21 protein-coding genes are annotated in these 21300 nt (G+C 64.0%); 5 read left to right on the forward strand and 16 right to left on the reverse strand.

Annotation, left to right across the window (positions count from 1 at the left end; genetic code table 11):
• Window positions 1–80: 80 nt before the first annotated feature.
• On the reverse strand, window positions 81–542 hold the full coding sequence (locus tag A3AI_RS44155; RefSeq protein ID WP_024520157.1) for a GNAT family N-acetyltransferase: 462 nt from the start codon (window positions 540–542) through the stop codon (window positions 81–83).
• Between the two features lie 79 nt (window positions 543–621).
• Complete coding sequence (locus tag A3AI_RS48345; protein WP_156928103.1) at window positions 622–954, reverse strand: hypothetical protein; 333 nt, start codon at window positions 952–954, stop codon at window positions 622–624.
• Between the two features lie 52 nt (window positions 955–1006).
• On the opposite strand from A3AI_RS48345, the gene A3AI_RS0135955 reads away from it, so the two are divergent.
• Entirely contained in the window at window positions 1007–1210 is a 204-nt protein-coding gene (locus tag A3AI_RS0135955) for a hypothetical protein (RefSeq protein WP_024520158.1), read from the forward strand.
• A gap of 22 nt (window positions 1211–1232) precedes the next feature.
• On the opposite strand, the gene ntrC is transcribed toward A3AI_RS0135955, so the two are convergent.
• From ntrC to A3AI_RS0135970, 3 genes are read right to left on the reverse strand one after another with little or no spacing between them, the layout of a single operon-like run.
• On the reverse strand, window positions 1233–2675 hold the full coding sequence (gene ntrC / locus A3AI_RS0135960) for a nitrogen regulation protein NR(I) (protein ID WP_024520159.1): 1443 nt from the start codon (window positions 2673–2675) through the stop codon (window positions 1233–1235).
• Between the two features lie 9 nt (window positions 2676–2684).
• Window positions 2685–3872, reverse strand: coding sequence for a two-component system sensor histidine kinase NtrB (locus A3AI_RS0135965; RefSeq protein ID WP_024520160.1), 1188 nt, complete (start codon window positions 3870–3872; stop codon window positions 2685–2687).
• On the reverse strand, window positions 3869–4822 hold the full coding sequence (locus A3AI_RS0135970) for a tRNA dihydrouridine synthase (RefSeq protein ID WP_024520161.1): 954 nt from the start codon (window positions 4820–4822) through the stop codon (window positions 3869–3871). The genes A3AI_RS0135965 and A3AI_RS0135970 overlap by 4 nt, the downstream gene beginning before the upstream one ends.
• 357 nt (window positions 4823–5179) lie before the next feature.
• Between A3AI_RS0135970 and A3AI_RS0135975 the strand changes: the two genes are divergently transcribed.
• The 3 genes from A3AI_RS0135975 to A3AI_RS0135985 all read left to right on the forward strand — a co-directional run bounded on the left by A3AI_RS0135975 (window position 5180) and on the right by A3AI_RS0135985 (window position 8377).
• Window positions 5180–6361: a bifunctional 2-C-methyl-D-erythritol 4-phosphate cytidylyltransferase/2-C-methyl-D-erythritol 2,4-cyclodiphosphate synthase gene (locus A3AI_RS0135975; protein ID WP_024520162.1), complete on the forward strand. Its 1182-nt coding sequence runs from the start codon at window positions 5180–5182 to the stop codon at window positions 6359–6361.
• A 3-nt stretch (window positions 6362–6364) separates the two neighbouring features.
• On the forward strand, window positions 6365–6964 hold the full coding sequence (locus A3AI_RS0135980; protein WP_024520163.1) for a CinA family protein: 600 nt from the start codon (window positions 6365–6367) through the stop codon (window positions 6962–6964).
• 495 nt (window positions 6965–7459) lie between these two features.
• Entirely contained in the window at window positions 7460–8377 is a 918-nt protein-coding gene (locus A3AI_RS0135985; RefSeq protein ID WP_024520164.1) for a class I SAM-dependent methyltransferase, read from the forward strand.
• Between the two features lie 183 nt (window positions 8378–8560).
• Here A3AI_RS0135985 and A3AI_RS0135995 read toward each other — a convergent pair whose 3' ends face one another.
• The 8 genes from A3AI_RS0135995 to lipA form a co-directional block, all read right to left on the reverse strand.
• On the reverse strand, window positions 8561–9376 hold the full coding sequence (locus tag A3AI_RS0135995; protein WP_024520165.1) for a c-type cytochrome: 816 nt from the start codon (window positions 9374–9376) through the stop codon (window positions 8561–8563).
• Complete coding sequence (locus tag A3AI_RS0136000) at window positions 9373–10998, reverse strand: b(o/a)3-type cytochrome-c oxidase subunit 1 (protein WP_024520166.1); 1626 nt, start codon at window positions 10996–10998, stop codon at window positions 9373–9375. Before A3AI_RS0136000 ends, A3AI_RS0135995 begins: the two co-directional genes overlap by 4 nt.
• Window positions 10985–11548, reverse strand: coding sequence for a cupredoxin domain-containing protein (locus A3AI_RS0136005; protein ID WP_024520167.1), 564 nt, complete (start codon window positions 11546–11548; stop codon window positions 10985–10987). The genes A3AI_RS0136000 and A3AI_RS0136005 overlap by 14 nt, the downstream gene beginning before the upstream one ends.
• Window positions 11545–11724: a hypothetical protein gene (locus tag A3AI_RS0136010; RefSeq protein WP_024520168.1), complete on the reverse strand. Its 180-nt coding sequence runs from the start codon at window positions 11722–11724 to the stop codon at window positions 11545–11547. Before A3AI_RS0136010 ends, A3AI_RS0136005 begins: the two co-directional genes overlap by 4 nt.
• An 8-nt stretch (window positions 11725–11732) precedes the next feature.
• On the reverse strand, window positions 11733–12983 hold the full coding sequence (locus A3AI_RS0136015; RefSeq protein ID WP_024520169.1) for a c-type cytochrome: 1251 nt from the start codon (window positions 12981–12983) through the stop codon (window positions 11733–11735).
• A gap of 12 nt (window positions 12984–12995) precedes the next feature.
• Window positions 12996–13607 (reverse strand): c-type cytochrome, encoded by a 612-nt coding sequence (locus A3AI_RS0136020; protein WP_502685784.1) that lies wholly within the window; start codon window positions 13605–13607, stop codon window positions 12996–12998.
• Window positions 13608–13996: 389 nt separating this feature from the next.
• The gene (locus A3AI_RS0136025) at window positions 13997–14470 is read right to left on the reverse strand and encodes a type II toxin-antitoxin system RatA family toxin (protein WP_024520171.1); all 474 of its coding nucleotides are present in this window, start codon (window positions 14468–14470) and stop codon (window positions 13997–13999) included.
• 88 nt (window positions 14471–14558) lie between these two features.
• Window positions 14559–15518 carry a lipoyl synthase gene (lipA, locus tag A3AI_RS0136030; protein ID WP_024520172.1) on the reverse strand — a complete coding sequence of 320 codons (960 nt, stop codon included), beginning with the start codon at window positions 15516–15518 and terminating at the stop codon, window positions 14559–14561.
• 120 nt (window positions 15519–15638) lie between these two features.
• Between lipA and A3AI_RS0136035 the strand changes: the two genes are divergently transcribed.
• Entirely contained in the window at window positions 15639–16256 is a 618-nt protein-coding gene (locus tag A3AI_RS0136035; RefSeq protein WP_024520173.1) for a DNA-3-methyladenine glycosylase, read from the forward strand.
• Here the strand turns inward: A3AI_RS0136035 and A3AI_RS0136040 are convergent.
• The 3 genes from A3AI_RS0136040 to A3AI_RS0136055 all read right to left on the reverse strand — a co-directional run.
• The gene (locus A3AI_RS0136040; protein ID WP_024520174.1) at window positions 16253–19126 is read right to left on the reverse strand and encodes a valine--tRNA ligase; all 2874 of its coding nucleotides are present in this window, start codon (window positions 19124–19126) and stop codon (window positions 16253–16255) included. The two genes, A3AI_RS0136035 and A3AI_RS0136040, sit on opposite strands and share 4 nt — an antisense overlap.
• 147 nt (window positions 19127–19273) lie before the next feature.
• Entirely contained in the window at window positions 19274–20083 is an 810-nt protein-coding gene (locus tag A3AI_RS0136045; RefSeq protein WP_024520175.1) for a PopZ family protein, read from the reverse strand.
• Window positions 20084–20508: 425 nt separating this feature from the next.
• Window positions 20509–21300, reverse strand: a 792-nt coding sequence (locus tag A3AI_RS0136055) for a TolC family protein (protein ID WP_024520177.1), incomplete at its 5' end; no start/stop codon positions are given.

Genomic DNA, 21300 nt, shown 5'->3' on the forward strand with positions numbered 1-21300 from the left:
GGCGCCGTCGCCCGGGAAATGCGCATCCACAGGCAGGACGCCGAATGACGTGCGGGCCAAAGAGCCCTCCTCGCCAGTTCCTAGAGTTCGCGCGCCATCAGCGCCGTCTCGAAGCCCTTCCAGTTGGTGCGGTCGAGCGTGGCCCAGCCGAGCTTCGAATAAAACCCCTCCGCAGCGCTTGTGTAGAGGTGCAACCGCGTGACGCCTCGCTGGCGCGCCTGATCCTCAATGGCTCGGACCAATACGGCACCTGCACCCCGTCGCCGATACTCCGGAACCACAAACAAGCCTACCAACCACGGCGACAAATCATGGTTGGGCTCGATCTCCGACTCGGCCAGAAGACAGGTTCCGATCGGCTCATCACCAACCTTGGCGATCAGCGCGACCCCATGGCTCTGATCGGAAGCAAACAGCTCCAGCGACCGCAATTCCTGCTCGAAGGACGCTTCCAGCACGGGAAACGTATCCGCGCGCCAACGTGCGCAGATGGCCAGTTCCGATGTCCGGGGCTTCACGATGAACGTCTGGATGTCGGCCATCAAAGTCCCTGCGCACCCCTTCGAGCGTATCGGGCAACCCTGGCGCCCGTAGCCGCCGAACATGGCGGGGCGGATCGGTTCAGGCAAGCCACGAGACCGGCTTTGCGCTCCCGCAACGGGCACCAGCAACGGCCTGCCTGCGGTCCAGGAAAGCACGCGACCCGCACGCCTTCACAAGGTTAGCATGCCGTACCAGGTGGTCGCGGCGATCAAGACCAAAAAGCTCGTCGCGGTCGCGACGAAGAAGCAACGCTCCACCATATCCATTGGACAGTCCCTCAATGCCGATCGGAGCGTGCGGATCAATCCAGCCGTTGTCTGTATCAAATGATGATTCTGGAAAAATAATTTTGAGCGCGATCCGGAACAGGCGGACCGCCGATGGGCCCTCAAGCACGTGCGGCCGGAACAATGGCCCACGCTATCCAATTGACCCTGGGCGTTCCAATCGAAAGAGGATGACAATGAGGCTTACGGCAATCACCATCGCGGCCCTCGTGCTCGCAGCCACATCGGTACCCGCCAGCGCCGCGCACCGGCACCACCACCACTATCACTCAGCCGCCACCAGCAATCCGAACGGCACGGCCGGCGGTCCCACGACGTTGAGCGGGACCGGATCATCGCAATATGGCGGATCGACGCCCGGCGTCACCGGCAAGAACTAGCGACGAAACTGCAAGCCCGCTGCTAGCTGCCGCTGCGATAGACCTGAATATCGAGGTCGCGGATCTTCTTGCGCAGCGTGTTGCGGTTCAGGCCGAGCAGGTCGGCGGCACGGATCTGGTTGCCGCGGGTGGCGGCGAGCGCGGCTGTGAGCAGCGGTACCTCGATCTCCTTCAGGATGCGGTGATAGAGGCCGGGCGGCGGCACGCCGTTCGGGAAGCCCTGGAAGTGCGAGGACAGATAGGCTTCGACAGCTCCGCCCAGATTGTCGATGCCGTGATGCACGACCCCGCCGGGCGTCACGGCCGGCGGGGCCAGTTCGCCGTCGATGACAGAGGCTGTGATGATGTCCTGTGGATAGAGCGCAGCGAGACGGCGGGCGAGGTTCTCGAGCTCGCGCACATTGCCCGGCCAGCGATGCTGCTTCAACCGCTCCAGCGCCATGGCATCCAGCTTCTTCGGCGGCAACCCGTCCTTCTCGGCCAGCGCGAAGAAATGCCTGACAAGGTCGGGCAGGTCCTCGATGCGCTCGCGCAGCGGCGGCAGCCTCAAGGGAACCACGTTGAGACGGAAGAACAGGTCTTCGCGGAACAGGCCCTGCTGGATCAGGATACGAAGGTCCTTGTTGGAGGCGGCGACGATTCGCACGTCGGTCTTGATCGGGGTGCGGCCGCCGACGGTGGTGTATTCGCCCTGCTGCAGCACGCGCAAAAGCCGGGTCTGGGCCTCCATCGGCATGTCGCCGATCTCGTCCAGGAACAGGGTGCCGCCCTCGGCCTGCTCGAAACGGCCGGAGGCGCGAGTGTTGGCGCCGGTGAAGGCGCCGCGCTCATGGCCGAACAGTTCGGACTCAATGAGGTCGCGCGGGATCGCGGCCATATTGACTGCGACGAAGGGACCATTGCGGCGCTTGCCGTAATCGTGCAGCGCGCGCGCCACCAACTCCTTGCCGGTGCCGGACTCGCCGGAGATCATCACCGTGAGGTCGGTCTGCATCAGCCGCGCCAGTACCCGGTAGATTTCCTGCATCGCCGGCGAGCGGCCGACCAGCGGGATCGATTCGAACTCCTGCTCGTCGGGAGCGCTCGCCGTGCGCTCCTTCGGCTCGGCGAGCGCCCGGCCGACGATCGCGATCAGTTCCTTCAGGTCGAAGGGCTTTGGCAGATACTCATAGGCCCCGCGCTCGGAGGCGCGGATCGCCGTCATGAAGGTATTCTGCGCACTCATGACGATGACGGGCAGATTGGGGCGCATCTTCTTGATGCGCGGCAGGAGATCGAAGGCGTTCTCATCAGGCATCACCACGTCGGTGATGACGAGGTCGCCCTCCCCCTGGCTGACCCAGCGCCACAGGGTCGCGGCATTGCCGGTGAGGCGCACTTCGTAGCCGGCGCGCGACAGGGCTTGATTGAGTACCGTCCGGATCGCGGTATCGTCATCGGCGACAAGAATGCTACCTGCAGGCATATTCATTCCTCATCGTTCCTGTGAGGCATGCAACGGCGTCCCCGAGACGACATCGCGATGGCTTGGATCTGTATGGGGTGCGTCCGGATGCTTGGCGCTGTTGAATATGGGCATCAACACCCGGAAGGTGGTCTTGCGCGGCTGTGACTCGCATTCGATGATGCCGCCGTGATCGCCGACGATCTTGGCGACCAGTGCAAGGCCGAGGCCGCTGCCTGTCTGCTTGGTCGTGACGAAGGGATCGAACAGGTTCGGCATCAAATCTTCGGGCACGCCCGGGCCGTTGTCCTTGACACAGAATTCCAACGGCAAGGAGACACGCGACTTCTTGCCCGGCACCGAGAGTCGCACGCCGGGGCGGAACGCCGTGGTGAGCTGGATCTCGGCGTCGCTCCCGAGATCGACCACGGCCTCGGCCGCGTTCTTCACCAGGTTCAGGAACACCTGAATCAGTTGGTCCTGGTTTGCGAGCACCGGCGGCAGTGAAGGATCGTAATCCTCGACAAAGCGCACATTGCGCGCGAAGCCAGATTGCGCGAGCCGTTTGACGTGGTCGAGCACGGAATGGATGTTGACCGGCCCGCGCGCCACCGGGCGGTCGTCGCCAAACACCTCCATGCGGTCCACGAGGGTGACGATGCGATCGGCTTCGTCGCAGATGAGCCGGGTCAGCATGCGGTCCTCGGAGGAGGCCTGCTGCTCCAGAAGCTGGGCTGCGCCGCGGATGCCGGACAGCGGGTTCTTGATCTCGTGCGCGAGCATCGCGGCGAGCGCAATGACTGAACGGGCGGCGCTGCGATGGGTGAGCTGGCGATCCATCTTGTCGGCGATGGTGCGCTCCTGCAGCATCACGACGATATGGCCCGGTCGCTCCGTGAGCGGGGCGACATGCAGGTCGACCTGGCGATCGGCGCCCATGCGCGGCGTGCCGAGATCGACCTTGTATTCATTGACCGGCGCATTGCTAGTGCGCACCTGGTCGATCAGGGCCAGCAGCGGGCTGCCGAATGGCACCAGCTCCTTCAGTTGCTGGCGCTGCAGGAACTGGGTGGAAATCTCGAAAAACGCCTCCGCTGCATTGTTGGCATCGACGATCTTGCCGTCGGGGCCGATCAGGATCACCGGGTTGGGCAGCGCGTTGAGGATGGCATCGGCGTCCGATGGCCGCGTTTTGCGATGTTCGGCGGCTGACGTCATGCAGCAGCACTCCATGCAAAGTCGTCAAATGCTTCGGTTAAGGCGCTGTGCACCTGGCGCGGATCGTCCGAAGTCAGAATCTTCGCCCGCCACGTCTTCAGTTGCTCGGCCGGCGCGTGCGCGCAGCCAGCGGCGACGTCGAGCGCCCAGGACAAATGCTTGCGCGCATGGCGAAGCCCGATCCGCAAGCCATAGTGCCGACATACCTCGTCATAGAGCGCGCGCAGATCATGGAGCTGCTGCGAAAGCGACGGCAGCGCCTCGGCCGCCCCGCCCGCAAGCTGGCGTCCGATCTGGCCGGGCAGCCAGGGCGCGCCCTGCGCACCGCGGCCGATCATCACGGCATCGGCACCGGACGCCGCAAGCGCCGTCACCGCGGTTTCGAAGGAGGTGATGTCGCCATTGACGACGAGCGGGATCGAAATCGCCTCGCGGACGGTACGTACGGCGCTCCAATCGGCTTCACCCTTGTAGAACTGCTGTCGTGTGCGGCCGTGCACGGTGATCATTGCAACACCTGCAGCTTCGGCGCGGCGGGCAAGCTCTGGCGCATTGCGCGAGCGGTCGTCCCAGCCGAGCCGCATCTTCAGCGTCACCGGAACATGCGCAGCCTCGACGGTCGCATCGATCAGGGTCAGGGCATGGTCGAGATCTCGCATCAAGGCGGAGCCTGACTGTCCGCCGGTGACATGGCGGGCCGGGCAGCCCATGTTGATGTCGATGATGTCGGCGCCCGCTTCCTCCGCGACTCGCACGCCTTCCCGCATCCACCGGGCCTCACAGCCCGCGAGCTGCACAACATGCGGGCCGACTCCAGCCGCTTCGCAGCGCAACCGGGAGATGGGGCGGCCGTGGGCCAGATCGTCGCTTGCGGTCATTTCTGAAACCACCAGCCCCGCTCCTAGTCTGGCCACCAGGCGGCGGAACGGTGCGTCGGTAATGCCCGACATGGGCGCAAGAAGGACCCGGTTGGCGAGCTGAATATCGCCTATCTTCAATGATTTAACTGGGGAGGAGTCCGGGCCGTTCACGGATGTCTCATCTCTTGGGAAGCAGCCGCATCATCGCGACTGCCAGTCGCTCCCATTTTGCGCACAATTCTTGTGCAGTCAAGTTGCATGCCTACACTTTAGACAATTCTTGCAAGCATGCAAGTGCAGTGCAGCAATAACAGCCCTGCTCTTTACTGCCAGTGCTTAGCTATTCCCTCTCCTTTTCGTTCCGCCCGTGATCGTGATAAGGGCTGCCGGCCTGATCGGACATCAGGCAATCCCTCTACTTGATCGCAATCACCGTATTTGAGTCGCATGGTAAAATCTGAACGGACTGCCGCCATCCTCGTCGCAGCCGGCCGCGGCCTTCGCGCAGGAAGCGGCGGCCCGAAACAATACCGCGTCGTCGGCGGACAGACCGTGATATTCCGCGCCATGCAGCCGTTCTGCACGCATCCACAAGTTTCTGTCGTGCAGCCCGTGCTTCATCCCGAGGATGCCGCGATGTTCAACACCGCTTGCGCCGGGCTGCGCCATCAGCCGCCCGCGAATGGCGGCGCGACGCGGCAGGCGTCAGTCCATGCCGGTCTCGAAGCACTGGTCGGCGAGAAGCCGGATATCGTCCTGATCCATGACGCCGCGCGGCCCTTTGTCTCGGAGGGGCTGATCTCGCGTGCGATCGATGCGGCGAGCCGCACGGGTGCCGCGATCCCTACGGTTGCGGTTACCGACACCATCAAGCTCGTCGATGCGGATGGCAATGTCGCGGATACACCGGAGCGCGCGCGCCTGCGAATCGCACAGACACCGCAGGCCTTCCGCTATGATGTCATCCTGGAGGCCCATCGCCGCGCCGCGCGCGATGGCAGGTCGGATTTTACAGACGATGCGGCGCTCGCCGAGTGGACGGGATTGACCGTTGCGACCTTTGAAGGCGATGCTCTGAACATGAAGCTTACGACTCCCGAAGATTTCGTCCGCGAGGAGGCGCGGCTGGCGAGCCTGCTCGGCGACATCAGGACCGGCACCGGCTATGACGTGCACGCCTTCGGCGAAGGCGACCACGTCATGATCTGCGGCGTCCGTGTGCCGCACGCCAAGGGCTTCCTGGCTCACTCCGACGGCGACGTCGGCCTACATGCACTGGTCGATGCCATCCTCGGCGCGCTCGCCGACGGCGACATCGGCTCGCATTTCCCGCCGAGCGACGCCAAGTGGAAGGGCGCCTCCTCCGACCAGTTCCTGAAATATGCGGTCGAGCGCGTCGCCACCCGCGGCGGCCGCATCGCCAATCTCGAGGTGACCTTGATCTGCGAGCGACCGAAGATCGGCCCGCTGCGCGACACCATGCGGGCGCGGATCGCGGAGATATCAGGCCTCGACATCTCACGCATCGCCGTGAAGGCGACAACCTCCGAGCGCCTCGGCTTCACCGGCCGTGAGGAAGGTATCGCGGCGACCGCCAGCGCCACCATCCGCTTGCCCTGGAGTGTATGAACCATGAGCGGCAGCGACGCCCGCGCCCTGGCCCGATCGCTGCTCGACCTGTGCCGGATGCGCAAGCTGACCATTGCGACCGCGGAATCCTGCACCGGCGGCCTGGTCGCGGGCGCTCTTACCGATATCCCCGGCTCCTCCGACGTCATCGACCGCGGTTATGTGACCTATTCCAATGAGGCCAAGCGCGCGATGCTCGGCGTCGAGGCCTCGACGCTCACGACCTTCGGCGCGGTGAGCAAGGAGACCGCGACGCAAATGGCGGTCGGTGCGCTCGAACGTGCCGATGTCGACCTCGCGGTCGCCATCACCGGCATCGCCGGCCCAGGCGGCGCCGTTCCGGGTAAGCCCGTCGGCCTCGTCCATTTCGCAGTCGCCGCTCGCGATGGCCGGATCGCCCATCGCGAGCACCGCTTTGGCGCCATCGGCCGGACCGCCGTGCGCCAGCGCAGCGTGGTGGAAGCGCTGCGCATGCTGACGGAACTCGCGCGTGGCCCGCAAGCAAGCAAGCCGCGGCGCGAGGCCACAAGCCGGCTGCGGGTGCGGGTTGCACGAACGCCGCGACGGCACGCGGTGAAACGACGGCGGTCGCCGCGGGGGTGAGCTTGGGCGGGTCACGCTGACGCTAATCCGCCTTCGCATCACACGTTTACCCGTGGCTTTAGTCTAAGCGCTTAGGCGCCGCCGGCGCGCGGCTACGCGAGTTCCCCGGCCCCGTAGTCATCCGGCGTTGGCAACAGCGCGCGCTTGCCGTATCAACACAGGCGCATCACAGACTACGTCACTTCGCCAATGCGGCAGGGGAAAAAATCGCGAGGCCCGGTCTCCTAGGCACACCGGGCCTTGTGTATTCTACGGACCTGCATGACGCGGCGTAGCGAGCGAAGCAGGGCTTCGCTCAGCCGAAGATTCCGTGTCTCCTCGCGGAGGCGCGCTAACAACTCGAGCGGCTAGCCGCGGATGCCGCGCCGCGTCTCACAACCCCAACATGTCATGCCCCGCGCATCGATCTCCGCGGCTTTGCGTCGGTTCGGATGGTCTGCTTCCTAGGCTCCTGAGGAAGCACCGGAAGGGAAGCCAACGGGACACTTGGCCAGGATGACCTCGATCGACCATATCCAGGCGCTTGGTGAGACGCTCGACGGCTATTTTGCGCGGCTGAGCAGCGTGGCCTGCGTTACCATCGTCGACGAGCTCATGCGTTCATTGGCGAAGTTCTATGACGCAGCTGCGGCGTCCAATCGCCTCGCCGAATTTCGCACCCACTGCCAGCGCCACCCGCTCCACCGCCTCCTGCTCGAGGATCCCTTCACGGCCCGGGGCTTCTTCAAGACGCAAGGGCAAGGGGCAGACGGCCCTATGCTCGATTATATCTATCGTCCGCGTTACCTCGCCTTGAGCGAGATCGGCGAAGCCGTCCACTTCGTCACGACCAGTCTGCGAGTAGCGCAAAGCGTCGCGCGGAGGCGCGACCGCCTCGCCAACGCAATTGCGCAGACCGTGCGAGCCACACGGAAGGCGCGCATATTGTCGGTTGCAAACAGCTACTTGCGCGAACTCGATACCGCGCGCCGCCTGCTCGACCAGCGCGATTTCCAGATCTTTGCGCTTGACGCAGATAATGCGTCGCTGCGCGAGGCCGTCAACGCCAATCCTGATGTCAACATCGTCCCTCTGCAGCAACCGGTCTGGCATTTCGTCCGCCAGCACAGCGGCCTCGGCTTTGACCTGATCTATTCGGCCACCCTGATCAATCAGCTCGGCGACGCCGAGGCGTCCGACTTGATCCAGCGCCTCGTCGCACGGCTCAACCCCGGCGGCCGGCTCATCATCGGCAACTACGCGCCGGAGACCTACGCCCGCGGCTATATGGAGGGCGTAATGGACTGGAGCGTTGTTTACCGGGGCGAACTGGACTTGGAACGGCTGGCGGTTTCGCGCAAGCTGAAGCGGTTCAGAACCTACCGGGACACGCCAGGCAACATCGTCTACCTGGAGGTCTCCTCCAAGGCTTAATGAGCGTCATTGGCGTCTGGCCGTTTTGGGTTGAGCATGCCAGGCGGCTATCGTGCTTGTCGACGCCGACGCGCGCCGCGGGACTCCCGAGACGATTTTGCGCGGCGCGTTCCGTCTGACCAGACCGGGGCGCCGCTGGCTTCGCAAGGCGGAGCTGATCGCATCGCGGGACGACGCGGGCCGTCAATCTGCCCGCTGGATGGCCTCGGGCGGCTGCGAGGCGTAATAATTGGCGGCCTCCTCGATCTCATCCGGCGTCATCGCGCGCGCGATGTTGCGCATCTGCTCGCTGATGTCATTGTGTCGCTGGCCGGAGGCGAAGGCTTGCAGCTGGGCCTTGATGTAGGCCGCCGACTGCCCCTCCAGCCACGGACTTCCAGTCTTGTTGTCCAGGCTGCCATGGCAGGCTCCGCACGGCGCGATCCCGCGCAGCGGCGCGCCATAGACCACGATCCGCGTCGGCGGCAGCTGCACTTCCGGATGATAGGCCGGCAGGCGCGGCAGATAGGCGTAGTAGGCGGCGAGATCGGCGATGTCCTGGTCGGACAGATTGGTCGCGAACGGCGACATCACTGCATTGGTGCGCGCGCCGGAGCGGAAGTCGAGCAGCTGCTTGTAGATGACGCTGGCATATTGGCCGGCGAGATTGGGCGAATCCGCGCGGCTGATCCCGGTCGGGCCGTGACAGATGGCGCAGCGCTGTGCCAGCGTGGCACCACGGCCGATCGATTGCTGGCTCGGATGCGCCAGCGTGGTCGAGGTGAGTACCGCCTCCGACGTCTTCGCAGGCGGCGGTGCCGCTTCACCCTGCTGCGTGACGCGCGGATTTCCGGCGGCGCTGCATATGGCATCCCAAACGCCGGCAAAGGTCTCGTGACGCTGGGCAAAGGGCAACACGATGAAGCCGACGAGCGCGGTCACCAGCAACAGGCCAACCGTGACAGCGACGCTCACGGTGAAATGGGGATTGCGGAACGTGAACAGCTCGCGCGTGCTCATCGCTGTGCTCCGACATAAACGGCCGGAACCGAGCTGTCTGATCGTGCCGTGAGCACGGCGATAGGATAGCCGTAATTGGCGATGGTCAACCCGATCATCAGTGCGATCCAAAGCCCGTGGCTGTTGAGCGCGAGCGGTACGCTGGCCGGCGGATGCACGGCTTCGCTGAAGCGGTACGGCGGGACATCAGTAGCGGGCTCGGCTTGTGCACGGGCCAGGATGAACAGAAACAGCAGCCCGGAAATCAACAGGATAGCAGCCCCGAGCGTCGACACCTCCACCGGCACAGCGTCCGCCGCGAGCGCGGGGCTGGTGTAATCGTAATAGGCCATGCGCCGGGGCATTCCGAGGATGCCGACCCAGTGCCATGGGAACGTCGTGACAATCATGCCGATGAACCACAGCCAGAGCTGGGTGCGCATCAGCCGCAGGCTCGGCAGTTCGCGACCAGTGAGATGCGGCCACAGGTCATAGGCGATCGCGAAATACATGATCACGATGGCGCCGCCGAAGATCAGGTGGAAGTGCCCGGTGATCCACTGCGTATTGTGTATGGCACTGTCGAGCTGGTAGCTCATGTTGATGAGCCCGCCCGCTCCGCCAAAACCCAGCATGATGAAGGAGAAGGTCCCTGCGAGCATGATCGGATTTTGCCACGGCAGGGCTGCGATCCAGCCGAAAAGACCGTGGCCGCCGCGTAAACGCGCTGCGATCTCGACCGACGCGCAGATCGTGAAGACCGTGAGCAGGGTCGGCACCGCGACCAGCGCGGTGAAGGCGGAGTGGACAAACTTGAACCCTGCGCCGACCTGCGGATCGGCAAAGGTGTGGTGGATGCCGATCGGCATCGCCACCACCAGGAACAGGATGAAGGCGATTCGCGCCATGGTGTCGCTGTAGAGCTTGCCGCCGATGGCGCGCGGCAGGATCGTGTAATAGGCGATGTAGCTCGGGATCAGCCAGAAATAGACGATGGCGTGCAGCGTCCAGGAGAAGAACACGCGCGCGAGGCCGGCATCGATCGTGCTCTTAAGGCCAAGCGCGACCGGAATGATCTGCAGCAAGAGTTCGAGCGCCGCGCCAACCGCCGTCCAGGCCCAGAGATAGGAGCCCGCGACATTGGCAAACATAGCGAGCGGCACCGGCTCGCCGGGATGCGCCTGCTTCCAGACATACAGATTGACCGACATCAGCGCGACCCAGATCCAGGAGCCGACGACCACGAGGACGACGCCGATATAGTAGAAGGGGCTGCCGATCAGCGGCGGATAGAAGGTGTAGAGGACTGAGGCCCAGCCCAGCGAGACGGGCACCATCGCCATGACGGCGCCCAGCACGACGAGCGAAAATCCAACCCAGGCCCAGCGCACGCCGACGAGACGCTGATCGAGCGCCGACTCGCTGATCGCATAGCCGAACCCCATGGCAACGAGCGTGGGAAACACGTAGCCCATGACCGTGCCGTGCGCGGTGAGCGAGCGGTAGTACCATTCGGGATTGCTGAGCCAGGTGTGCAAGGGGCTGCGGATGAACATCTGCCAGGCCCCGAGCACGAGCGCGAGCCCGAACACCACAAAGGCCAGCCAGAAGTGCGCCAGAATCAACTTCCTATTCGCCAACACAGCTCAGCCTCCCGCCGTTTTTCGCCCGTGCCGCGAAGTCCGCCTTGTCGATCACCCTCACCTTGCCCCACATGCCCTCATGGCCGAAGCTACAAAACTCCTGGCACGGCATCACGTAATCGCCGGTCTTGTCGAATCGCATCGCCTGGTTTGAGACATAGCCCGGCACAAGCATCGTGTTGATGTTGGTGCCCTGGACGATGATGCCGTGGATCACGTCGGCGCTGGTGGCGCGGAGCGTGATCGGAGTGGCGGCCGGCACCAGGATGCAGGCCGGGGTGAAGGAATATTGCTGTCCGATCGCGCGCACCGTGACCGAGCCATCCTGCTCGGCAACCGAGCCGAGATTGGCCTCGGCGAACTCGCCGGACAGATGTAACCGCGAGGGATCGACGATCTCGACGCGGGCTTGCGGCATGGTGACCTGGTGAATTCCGGCAAAGGCGGCCACAATTGCCATCACCACGATGATGATGACCGAGATGGTCGCCCAGCGCCGCTCGACGCGGGCCGCGACGTCGGCGCTGTCATGGCTCTCCTGCGCGCTCATTGCAGCGCTCCGCGTGGCAGGAAGACCATGAGGTAGAAGGCGAACCACATCGCCACGACGCAAACGGTGGCGATGCCGGCAAGCACCAGGGCGCCCCTTGGGCCTTCCGCCACGATTCGCTCGACGGCGTGCTGCTCAGGTGCCGGCAGATCCGTAGGATGATCCGAGTTAATCATGGACGGCCTCAATCAAGCGGCGCCGAACGCAGCTCATTGGCCTCGCGGGCGCTGACCGCGGTGCCGCGATTGCCCCAGGAGGTGCGAATATAGGTGACGACGGCCGCGACTTCGTTGTCCGAGAGCTGGCCGGCGAACGGCGGCATGCCGTAGGGCCGCGGATTCCCCATGGTTGCCGGCGGATAGCCGCCATTCAGCACCATGCGGATGGGGTTCACCGCGGACTGCATTTCGATCGACTGGTTGCCGGCGAGCGGCGGCCAGTGCGGCGGCTTGCCCTCGCCTCGGGTGCCGTGGCAACTCGCGCAGCGGGCGTCATAGACGGTCTTGCCGAGGCTGAGCAGCAGGCTGCTCTCGCTGGAGGGCAATTTCGAATTCGGCGGCGGGCCCGATGAAGCCTCGGCAATGCCTTTCAGATACAGCGCCATCGCGCGGGCATCCTCATCGGTCAGATATTGCAGGCTGTTGTGCACCACTTCGGCCATCGGCCCATAGACCACGCCACGCGCCGACACGCCGGTTTGCAGGAGATCGGTGATGTCCTTGGTGCTCCAGTCGCCAAGACCTGCCTCCCGGTTCGAGGTCAGCGAGGGCGCGTACCAGTTCTGCATCGGGATCAGGCCGCCCTTGAAGGCGTCCGACTGCGACGTGCCTCCGAGCGCATTGATCGGCGAATGGCACATGCCGCAATGGCCAAGCCCTTCGACCAGATAGGCGCCGCGATTCCACTCCGCCGACTTCGACGGGTCTGGCTTGAACTCGCCCTCGGTGAAGAACAGCGTTCGCCACCCCAGAATCAGCTGGCGATTGTCATAGGGAAACCGCAGGTCGTGCGGCCGGTTTTTCTGGTCGACCGGCGGAATACTCTTCAGATAGGCGAAGATCGCATCGCTGTCGGCCCGCGTCACCTTGGTGTAGGACCCAAACGGCATCGCCGGATAGATCAATCCGCCATCCGGAAAGCGCCCGGTATGCATGGTCTTGTAGAAATCGTCAGCGGTCCATTTGCCGATCCCGTTCTCCGGATCGGGCGTGATGTTGGAGCTGTAGAGCGTGCCGAACGGCGTCGGCATCGCACGCCCACCGGCGAAAATATGGCCGTCCGGCGCAGTATGGCAGGCGATACAGTCGCCGGCGCGCGCCAGATATTCGCCTCGCGTCACGATATTGTTGCCGTGTGCCCCGTCCTTCTCCTGGGCCTGCGCCACTGACGCAAGGAGCGAGGCCAGAACGACGATGATGCGCGATCTCGATCCCATGGCCAGCGCTCCTCACTCCGGCTCGCTGCCGCATTGGAAAGGCAGCACATAGGCGCCTTTCGGCGCCGGAGCGAGGCTGACCGGCGCGGGTCGCGAGGCAAGCCAGGCGGCGACGGCGGTGACATCGGCCTCGGTCAACCGCGCCGCCACCGCCTGCATGCAGTCCGGTGCCTTGGCGGTGCGGGTTCCATAGCGCCACCCGCCGAGCTGGGCGCTAATGTAGTTGGGACGCAGGCCGAGCAAGCCGGGAATGCCGGGCTCCATGCCTGTTAGCGCCGGTCCATGGCAGCTCGCGCAGGCCGGGATCTGCCGCGCGACATCGCCCCGCGTCACCAGTGCCTGGCCGTGCTGCAGCACATCCTCGCTGACATTGCCCGTCGCGGGCGGCGGCAACGGTGGATGCTGCTCGGCAAAATAATCCGCCATCTCCTGCAAATAGGGGTCAGTCAGGAATTCCAGCAGATAGTTCATCGGCGGGTATCTGCGCCGCCCATTCCTGAATGCGAGCAATTGGTTATACAGGTAGCCGGCCGGCTTGCCGGCAAGCCGCGGGAAATAAACGTCGCTGGTCCCCTGCCCCTTGTCGCCGTGGCAAGGCGTGCAGGCCTCGACCCGCGCGGCCATCGTGTCCGGCGGCAGCGCCGGCTGAGCGAAAGCAGGCAGAGCCTGTACGGAAACTGCCAATCCCAAACCGGCAATGGCCATTCGTAACGACACGCGGCATCCCCCATGCGCGAACAGGCGACCAAGAGAGGCACCCGTCACGTGTTGCTTCCGTCGGGAGTGCTTTCTTACCGCGATGCTCTAACACACGATAGTGAATTTTTGTGAGGACCTGATCCGCTCGACAATCATCTTGACCGCCTAGGCATCGAAATTTGCCCCAGCGAGTTCGTCATTGCCACGAGCGTCAGTGATCGCAGCGTGCCCACGAAGGCGGAGATCTCTGGTTGAAAATTGAATGGGAAGGCTGCCTCACGTCGTCCTGGCATTTGCCGGGATGACGGCACGAACTACGTCGGCGATGCCACCGGCCTCTTGCCGTAGATCACGTCTGCGCGCTTCTCGAATGCCGTGGAGAAGCGGGCGAAGGCGGCGTCGAACATCGCGCCCATTAACGCCGCAAGCATCCGGCTCTTGAACTCATATGAGAGAAAGAAACCGACGTCGCAGAGGTCGTCGCCTTTGGACTCGAAGATCCAGCGATTCTCCAGGTTCTTGAACGGGCCGCGCAGGTATTCGACCAGGATCTTCAGGTTCGGCCGGTCCAGTGTCACCTGGCTGGTAAAGGACTCCCGCACCAGCTTGAACGATACGGTCATGTCGGCGATCACAACCTCCGTGCCGTCAGGGCGCGTCGTGCGCTGGCGGATCTTGAGTGCGTGGCACAGGGGCACGAATTCCGGGTAGCGTTCGACATCTGCAACCAGGTCGAACATCTGCACGGCACTATGGGGGATCCGACGCTTGCTGGAAAATCTCGGCATTCTTCTTCAAGTTGCTCGCGCGGCTCCGGTGGCGGACACCATCGCCGAGCCCGACGCCAACTGCATCTCTGGTGTCGTATTCAGGTCTTCAACGCGCGATCGCTGCCCGCGCTGCCTTCAGCTTCGCAAAATCATCGCCGGCGTGATGCGAGGAACGGGTCAAGGGGCTTGCCGATACCATCAGGAAGCCCTTGGCATAGGCGACCTTCTCATAGGCATTGAACTCGTCCGGCGTCACATAGTTCATGACCGCGTGATGTTTGCGGGTTGGCTGCAGATACTGGCCGATGGTGAGGAAATCGACGTCCGCCGAGCGCAGATCGTCCATCACCTGCAGCACCTCCTGCCGCTCCTCGCCCAGCCCGACCATGATGCCGGACTTGGTGAACATCGCGGGATCGAGTTCCTTCACCCGCTGCAGCAACCGCACCGAGTGGAAGTAGCGCGCACCCGGCCGCACATTGAGATAGCGCGACGGCACGGTCTCGAGATTATGGTTGAAGACGTCGGGCTTGGCTGCAACGACAACCTCGAGCGCGCCCTCCTTGCGGAGGAAGTCCGGTGTCAGGACCTCGATGGTCGTAGTTGGGCAGCGCGCGCGGATGGCACGGATGGTTCTGGCAAAATGCTCGGCGCCGCCGTCGGCGAGGTCATCGCGATCGACCGAGGTGACGACGATATGGGCAAGACCGAGCTTCGCTGTCGCATCGGCGACATGCTCTGGCTCGGAGGCATCGAGCGCCTCGGGAAGGCCGGTCCTGACATTGCAGAAGGCACAGGCGCGGGTGCAGGTGTCGCCCATGATCATGAAGGTGGCGTGCTTCTTGTCCCAGCACTCGCCGATATTGGGACAGCCCGCCTCCTCGCAGACGGTGACGAGGCCATGTTCCCTGACGATGTTGCGGGTGTCGGCATAGCCCCGCGTCGTCGGCGCGCGCACGCGGATCCAGTTGGGCTTGGGCGGCGACAGCGCATCCGGCCGGTTCACCTTTTCGGGGTGCCGCGGGCGCAGGGGCTGATCGGAGATGGTATCGATAATGGTGACCATGATGGGGTGTTAGGTAGTCCGTATGCTCTGAGCTCGCAACCCGAGGTCTGGTGGAGGCTAGCAGACGGAGGCGGAAATTGGCAGCTTTGCGGGGCATTTTCAGCTGATTCCCACCTCAAAATGGCTCCTAAGTCCCAACCGCCCAAAACCCCCGTGCCCGCCCTGGGTAAGCCCCTGAGGCGCGCCTTTTTTGCGCGCAGCGTGCATGAGGTCGCCCCCGACCTGATCGGCGCGACGCTCTTGTTCAACGGTGTCGGTGGCGTGATTGTCGAGGTTGAGGCTTATCACCATACCGAGCCGGCCGCACATTCGTATCGGGGCCCGACGCAGCGGAATATGGTGATGTTCGGCCCACCCGGCTTTGCCTACGTCTACCGCTCCTACGGCATCCACTGGTGTGTGAATTTCGTCTGCGAAAAGGAAGGCTCGGCCAGCGCAGTGCTGATTCGTGCCCTCGAGCCGACGCACGGGCTGGCTGCGATGCGACGGCGGCGGGGCGTTGAGGAGGCGCGTGCGCTCTGCTCGGGGCCGGGCAAGTTGACGGAGGCGCTCGACATCACGCATGCCCACAATGCGCTCGCGCTCGACACGCGACCGTTCGCGCTTTATGCGCGGACCGGCAAGATCGACGTTGTTGCAGGCATCCGGATCGGCCTCACCAAGGCGGTCGAGTTGCCCTGGCGCTATGGATTGAGGGGCTCGAAATTCCTGAGCAAGCCGTTTCCCGACACGCGTTAACCGACGTGCTGCAGCCGCTCCAGCGCTTCGAGGATCTTTTCCTTGCGCGCGACCGCTGCCTCGCGCTTCTCACGCTCCTCCTCGACGACATCATCCGCCGCGTTGGCGACGAACTTCTCGTTGGAGAGCTTGGCGTCGGCGCGCTTGATATCCGCGTCGGCTTTCGCAATCTCCTTATCCAGCCTGAGTCGTTCGGCTGCGGGGTCGATCACGCCCTTTAGCGGCAGGCTCGCGACTTCGCCACGCACCACAAGCTGCACCGCGCCATCCGGCGGGGTGTCGGCGAAGGATATGTCGGACAAACGCGCAAGGCGCTTGATCACCTCGCCCCAGCGCGGCAGGCGTGCCTTGGTCTCGGCGGAGGCACCCGACAGAACCAACGGGGTCAGGGTCGCCGGCGGAATATTCATCTCCGCTCGCACCGAGCGGACGGCCGTGACCAGATCGACCACCCAGCCGATCTCGGCCTCCGCCGCATGATCGGTGAAGTCGGGATCGAAGGAGAGCAGGATCGGTGGGACAAGCGGATCAGTGGCGGCAGAGGCAGATAGCACCGCTAGTTGCGCCGCTTGCTCCGGTGTAATCACGTCCGCCTTGCGCGGCCACGAGCTCAGGGCGAGCAAAGTCCCGCGCCGTGCGGTTGTCTCCCATAGCGCCTCCGTGATGAAGGGCATGAAGGGATGAAGCAGCTTGAGGATCTCGTCGCGCGCCCAGGCGACCATGGCGCGGATCTCGTCTTTGGCAGGCCCCTCCTCACCGGTCAGCACGGGCTTGGCGAGCTCGAGATACCAGTCGCAATAGACGTTCCAGACGAAGCGGTAAATCGCGTTGGACGCATCATTGAAGCGATAAGCCTCGATCGCCTCGGTGACCTCGCGCACGGCGCGCGCGGTCTCATGCGCGATCCAGCGGTTCAGCGTGTCCTTCGCCTTGGTGGGATCGAAGCCGTCGGGTTGCACGCAATTATTCATCTCCGCGAAGCGGCAGGCGTTCCACAGCTTGGTCGCGAAATTACGGTTGGTCTCGACATGCTGCGAGGACAGCTTGATGTCGTGGCCCTGCGCCGCACCGCGCGCCAGCGCAAAGCGCAGCGCATCCGCGCCGTATTCGTCGATGACGCCGAGCGGATCGATGACGTTGCCCTTCGACTTCGACATCTTCGCGCCCTTCTCGTCGCGGACGAGACGGTGGATGTAGACGGTCGAGAATGGCGCCTCCTTCATGAAATGGAGACCCATCATCATCATGCGGGCGACCCAGAAGAAGATGATGTCGAAGCCGGTGACCAGCACATCGGTCGGGTAATAGCGTTTCACCTCGGCCGTGTCGTTGGGCCAGCCGAGGGTCGAGAACGGCCATAGTGCGGAGGAGAACCAGGTGTCGAGCACATCCTCGTCGCGGGTAATGAAGCCTTCGCGCTTGTTGCGATCGAGCGCCATCTCCCTGCCCTGCTCGGCCGTGATGACCTCCTGCTCGACGTAATAGCCGAGCGCGTGGCTCACCGCCTCTTCCTCGGTCTCGGCAACAAAGACCTTGCCGTCAGGCCCATACCAGGCCGGGATCTGGTGACCCCACCAGAGCTGGCGCGAGATGCACCAGGGCTGGATGTTCTCCATCCACTCGAAATAGGTCTTCTCCCAGTTCTTCGGGACGAACACCGTACGTCCCTGCCGGACCGCCTCGATCGCAGGGCTGGCCAGCGTCTTGGCGTCGACGAACCATTGGTCGGTCAGATAAGGCTCGAGGATCGCGTTGGAGCGATCGCCATGCGGCACCGTATGGGTGTTCGGCTCGATCCTCTGCAGAAAGCCAAAATCCTCCAGCCTCGCCACCAGCTGCTTGCGCGCCGTGAAGCGATCGATGCCGTTAAACTCCTCGGCGAAGTGGCTCGCACCCTCGGGCAGGTCGCGCAGATAGTCCTCGTTACCGACCAGCGCGAGGCGGGCTTCCTCGTCGAAGATGTTGATCTGGCGCAGGCCGTGACGCTTGCCGATTTCGAAGTCGTTGAAGTCGTGCGCCGGCGTCACCTTGACGGCGCCCGAGCCCTTCTCGGGGTCGGAATAGTCGTCACCGACGATCGGAATCTTGCGCCCGACCAGCGGCAGGATGACATACTTGCCGATCAGATGCCTGTAGCGTTCGTCGTCGGGATGAACCGCAACTGCAGTGTCGCCGAGCATGGTCTCGGGGCGCGTGGTCGCGACCACGATGAAGCTTGTTGGATCGTCCGGACTAAAGACCTTTCCTTCCAGCGGATAGCGCAGATACCAGAGGCTGCCCTTGACCTCGAGCTGCAGCACTTCGAGATCCGACACTGCGGTCAGCAGCTTGGGGTCCCAATTGACCAGCCGCTTGTCCTTGTAGATCAGCCCCGCCCGGTGCAGTTCGACAAAGACCTTTACCACGGCGCGCGACAGGCCATCGTCCATGGTGAAGCGTTCGCGCGTCCAATCACACGAGGCGCCGAGGCGCTTCAGCTGGTTGATGATGGTGCCGCCGCTCTCTTCCTTCCACTGCCAGACGCGTTCGACGAATTTTTTCCGGCCCATGTCACGCCGGCCCGGTAGCTGACGCTCCATCAATTGCCGCTCGACCACCATCTGGGTCGCGATGCCCGCGTGGTCGGTGCCGGGCTGCCATAGCACGTCGCGGCCGCGCATGCGCTCGAAGCGGCACAGAATGTCCTGAAGCGTGTTGTTGAGCGCGTGCCCCATATGCAGCGAACCCGTCACATTCGGCGGCGGGATCACGATGGTGAATGGCGTTGCATGGCGCCGGTCGGGGCGCCCTGCCTGGAATGCGCGGGCATCCTCCCACAGGAGGGACATGCGGCCTTCAATATCGGCGGGCTGGTAGGTTTTCTCGATCATGGCCGTGCAATCGGGGGAGCTGGAACGGGCTAGAAAGCCGCGCCAGCGCGCCAAGTCAACGGCGGCCAGCGGGATGGGCCCCAATGGGGACGCATAAAGGCCGAGCTAATGGCCGAAAAAGGGCCGTCAACCCCGCGGGAGCAGGGTTTAGCGGCCGCGGGAAACCCGCTCGATTTCGGCCTTGACGATGCGTTCCACCAGGCCCGGCAGGTTGTCGTCCAGCCAGGATTTCAGCATCGGCCGCAGCATTTCCTTGACCAGATCCTCAAGGGTCCGGGCGTTGTTGCTGAGAACGGTGTTGGCCAGCGTGTTGAAGGCCGATTCCACCGCCGACACGGTCGATTGAGACAGGATCGCCTGATGCGGCCCGGCTGGCGGCAGACTGGCAGGCGGGGGCGCGTAGACCGGCGGCTGGTGGATCGCCCGCGAGGCGGTCGATTCCGCGAATTCCAGGTCGTCGTCCGGGTCGACCTTCTGGAACGTGGCCTCGGGCGCTTTCGGCGCGGGCGGCGGTGGAGCCGGCGGCGCGGGTGGCGGGGTCGGCACCGCCATCTCGTCGGTCAATTCGAACACATCCCCGTCCGGCTGCGGCGGGCGAATCTCCTCAGCCGTCGTGGTTTCGTCCAGGCCCGCCAGCAGGGCGTCGATGTCGTCCTGGTTGTTCTTCGCCGCGGGAACTGGTGCCGGCGCGGGCGGCGGTGATGGCGGAGCCGGCGGAGGCGCGACAGGCTTCGCGGCCACGGGCGCAGCAGCTTTCGGGGGTGAAATGTCCGCCACCACGGGCTTCGGTGCGGGCGCGGCAGGTTTTTCAGCCGGCTTGGCCGCGGCGGGCGGCGGTGGACTTGCCGGCTTCTCGGCAGCCGCCGGCGGCTTTGCCTCGTCGTCGGCGATGATGCGCCGGATCGAGGCCAGAATCTCCTCCATCGAGGGTTCTTGGACCTTTGCAGGCTGCGTCATTTCCGACTCCAGATCATCAACGCGTTCGCATGACGTTGTTCTACACCAGGCACGACGGGATTTAGCCGTTTCCGGGTGCGAGGGGCCGGCGATTGATCGCACAAGCCTGACTTGTCCCCGGATCAAGCGCCGCTCGACGAACAGTCGCGCAAGCCCCCACCTCTGTTCAGAAGCGCCAGAGCATCGCGGCCAGCGATTTCCGCCAGCGATGCGAATCGCTCCATCACCCAAACAAAGGCTATGTCATGGCGTTCAGCGATTGCAAGCAAGGCACCGGGTCTTCCAGTGCTTCAATCTGGCGTGTTGCAACCAAAGCGCGATGAAATTTCATCGCGCTTCAATCGCTATTCACTGCGAACAATCTTTTTGGAAAACCGCTGCAAGCTTTACGCGAGCGCGGCCCTGCGGGTCCTAATCATGCGCGATTAGCGCCCGTCGGGTGTGCGCAGGCCGCCCCAGCTGTCACGTACCTGATGGTAGTGCACGCTTGCGTCATAGGTCGGGGTCTGCAGGCTGAGGACCTGCGGCGACAACCGTCCAACCGATTGCAGCACGCTGTAGGATGCGACCACGCGATCGTGCTGCGCAGTGACAAGCGCAACGCGCGCGTTGACCAGCGCCTGCTGGGCATTGAGCACGTCGAGCGTGGTGCGCTGGCCGGCCTTGGCTTCCTCGCGCACGCCATTCAGCGCGATTTCGGATGCCGTCACCTGGGCCTGCGCGGAGATCACCTGTGCCTTGCCCGCCACCAGCTGGCCCCAGGCGGTCACGGTGCTTGCACGGCTTTGGTCGCGAGTGGTCTCCAGCGTGAGACGCTGCTGTGCCAGATTTTCCTTGGACTGCCGGATCAGAGAATATTCGGCGCCACCCTGATAGATCGGAACGGTGAGCTGCGCCGCCACACCGGCATTAAACGAGCGCTGGGTGATCAAGGTCTGCTCGTAGGCCTCCTGCGCCGTGGCTTGCAGGTTCACCGTCGGCAGCAGCGCCCCTTCATTGACCTTGACCGTGAGNAAGTTCACGTCGATGCCGTACATCGCAGCAGTGACGTTGGGATTTTCGATCAGGCTGATATCGACCGCCTGCTGCAGCGTCCCCGGCAGGAAGCGATCGACCGGCGAGCCGGGCGCGAGATTTCGCGGCTCGCTGCCGATGATACGGCGGTAGTTCGAGCGCGTCGTGTTCAGTTGGGACTCGGCGGTCAGCTCCTGGGTCTT

The sequence above is a fragment of the Bradyrhizobium sp. Tv2a-2 genome, assembly GCF_000472425.1.
Taxonomy (GTDB): Bacteria; Pseudomonadota; Alphaproteobacteria; order Rhizobiales; family Xanthobacteraceae; genus Bradyrhizobium.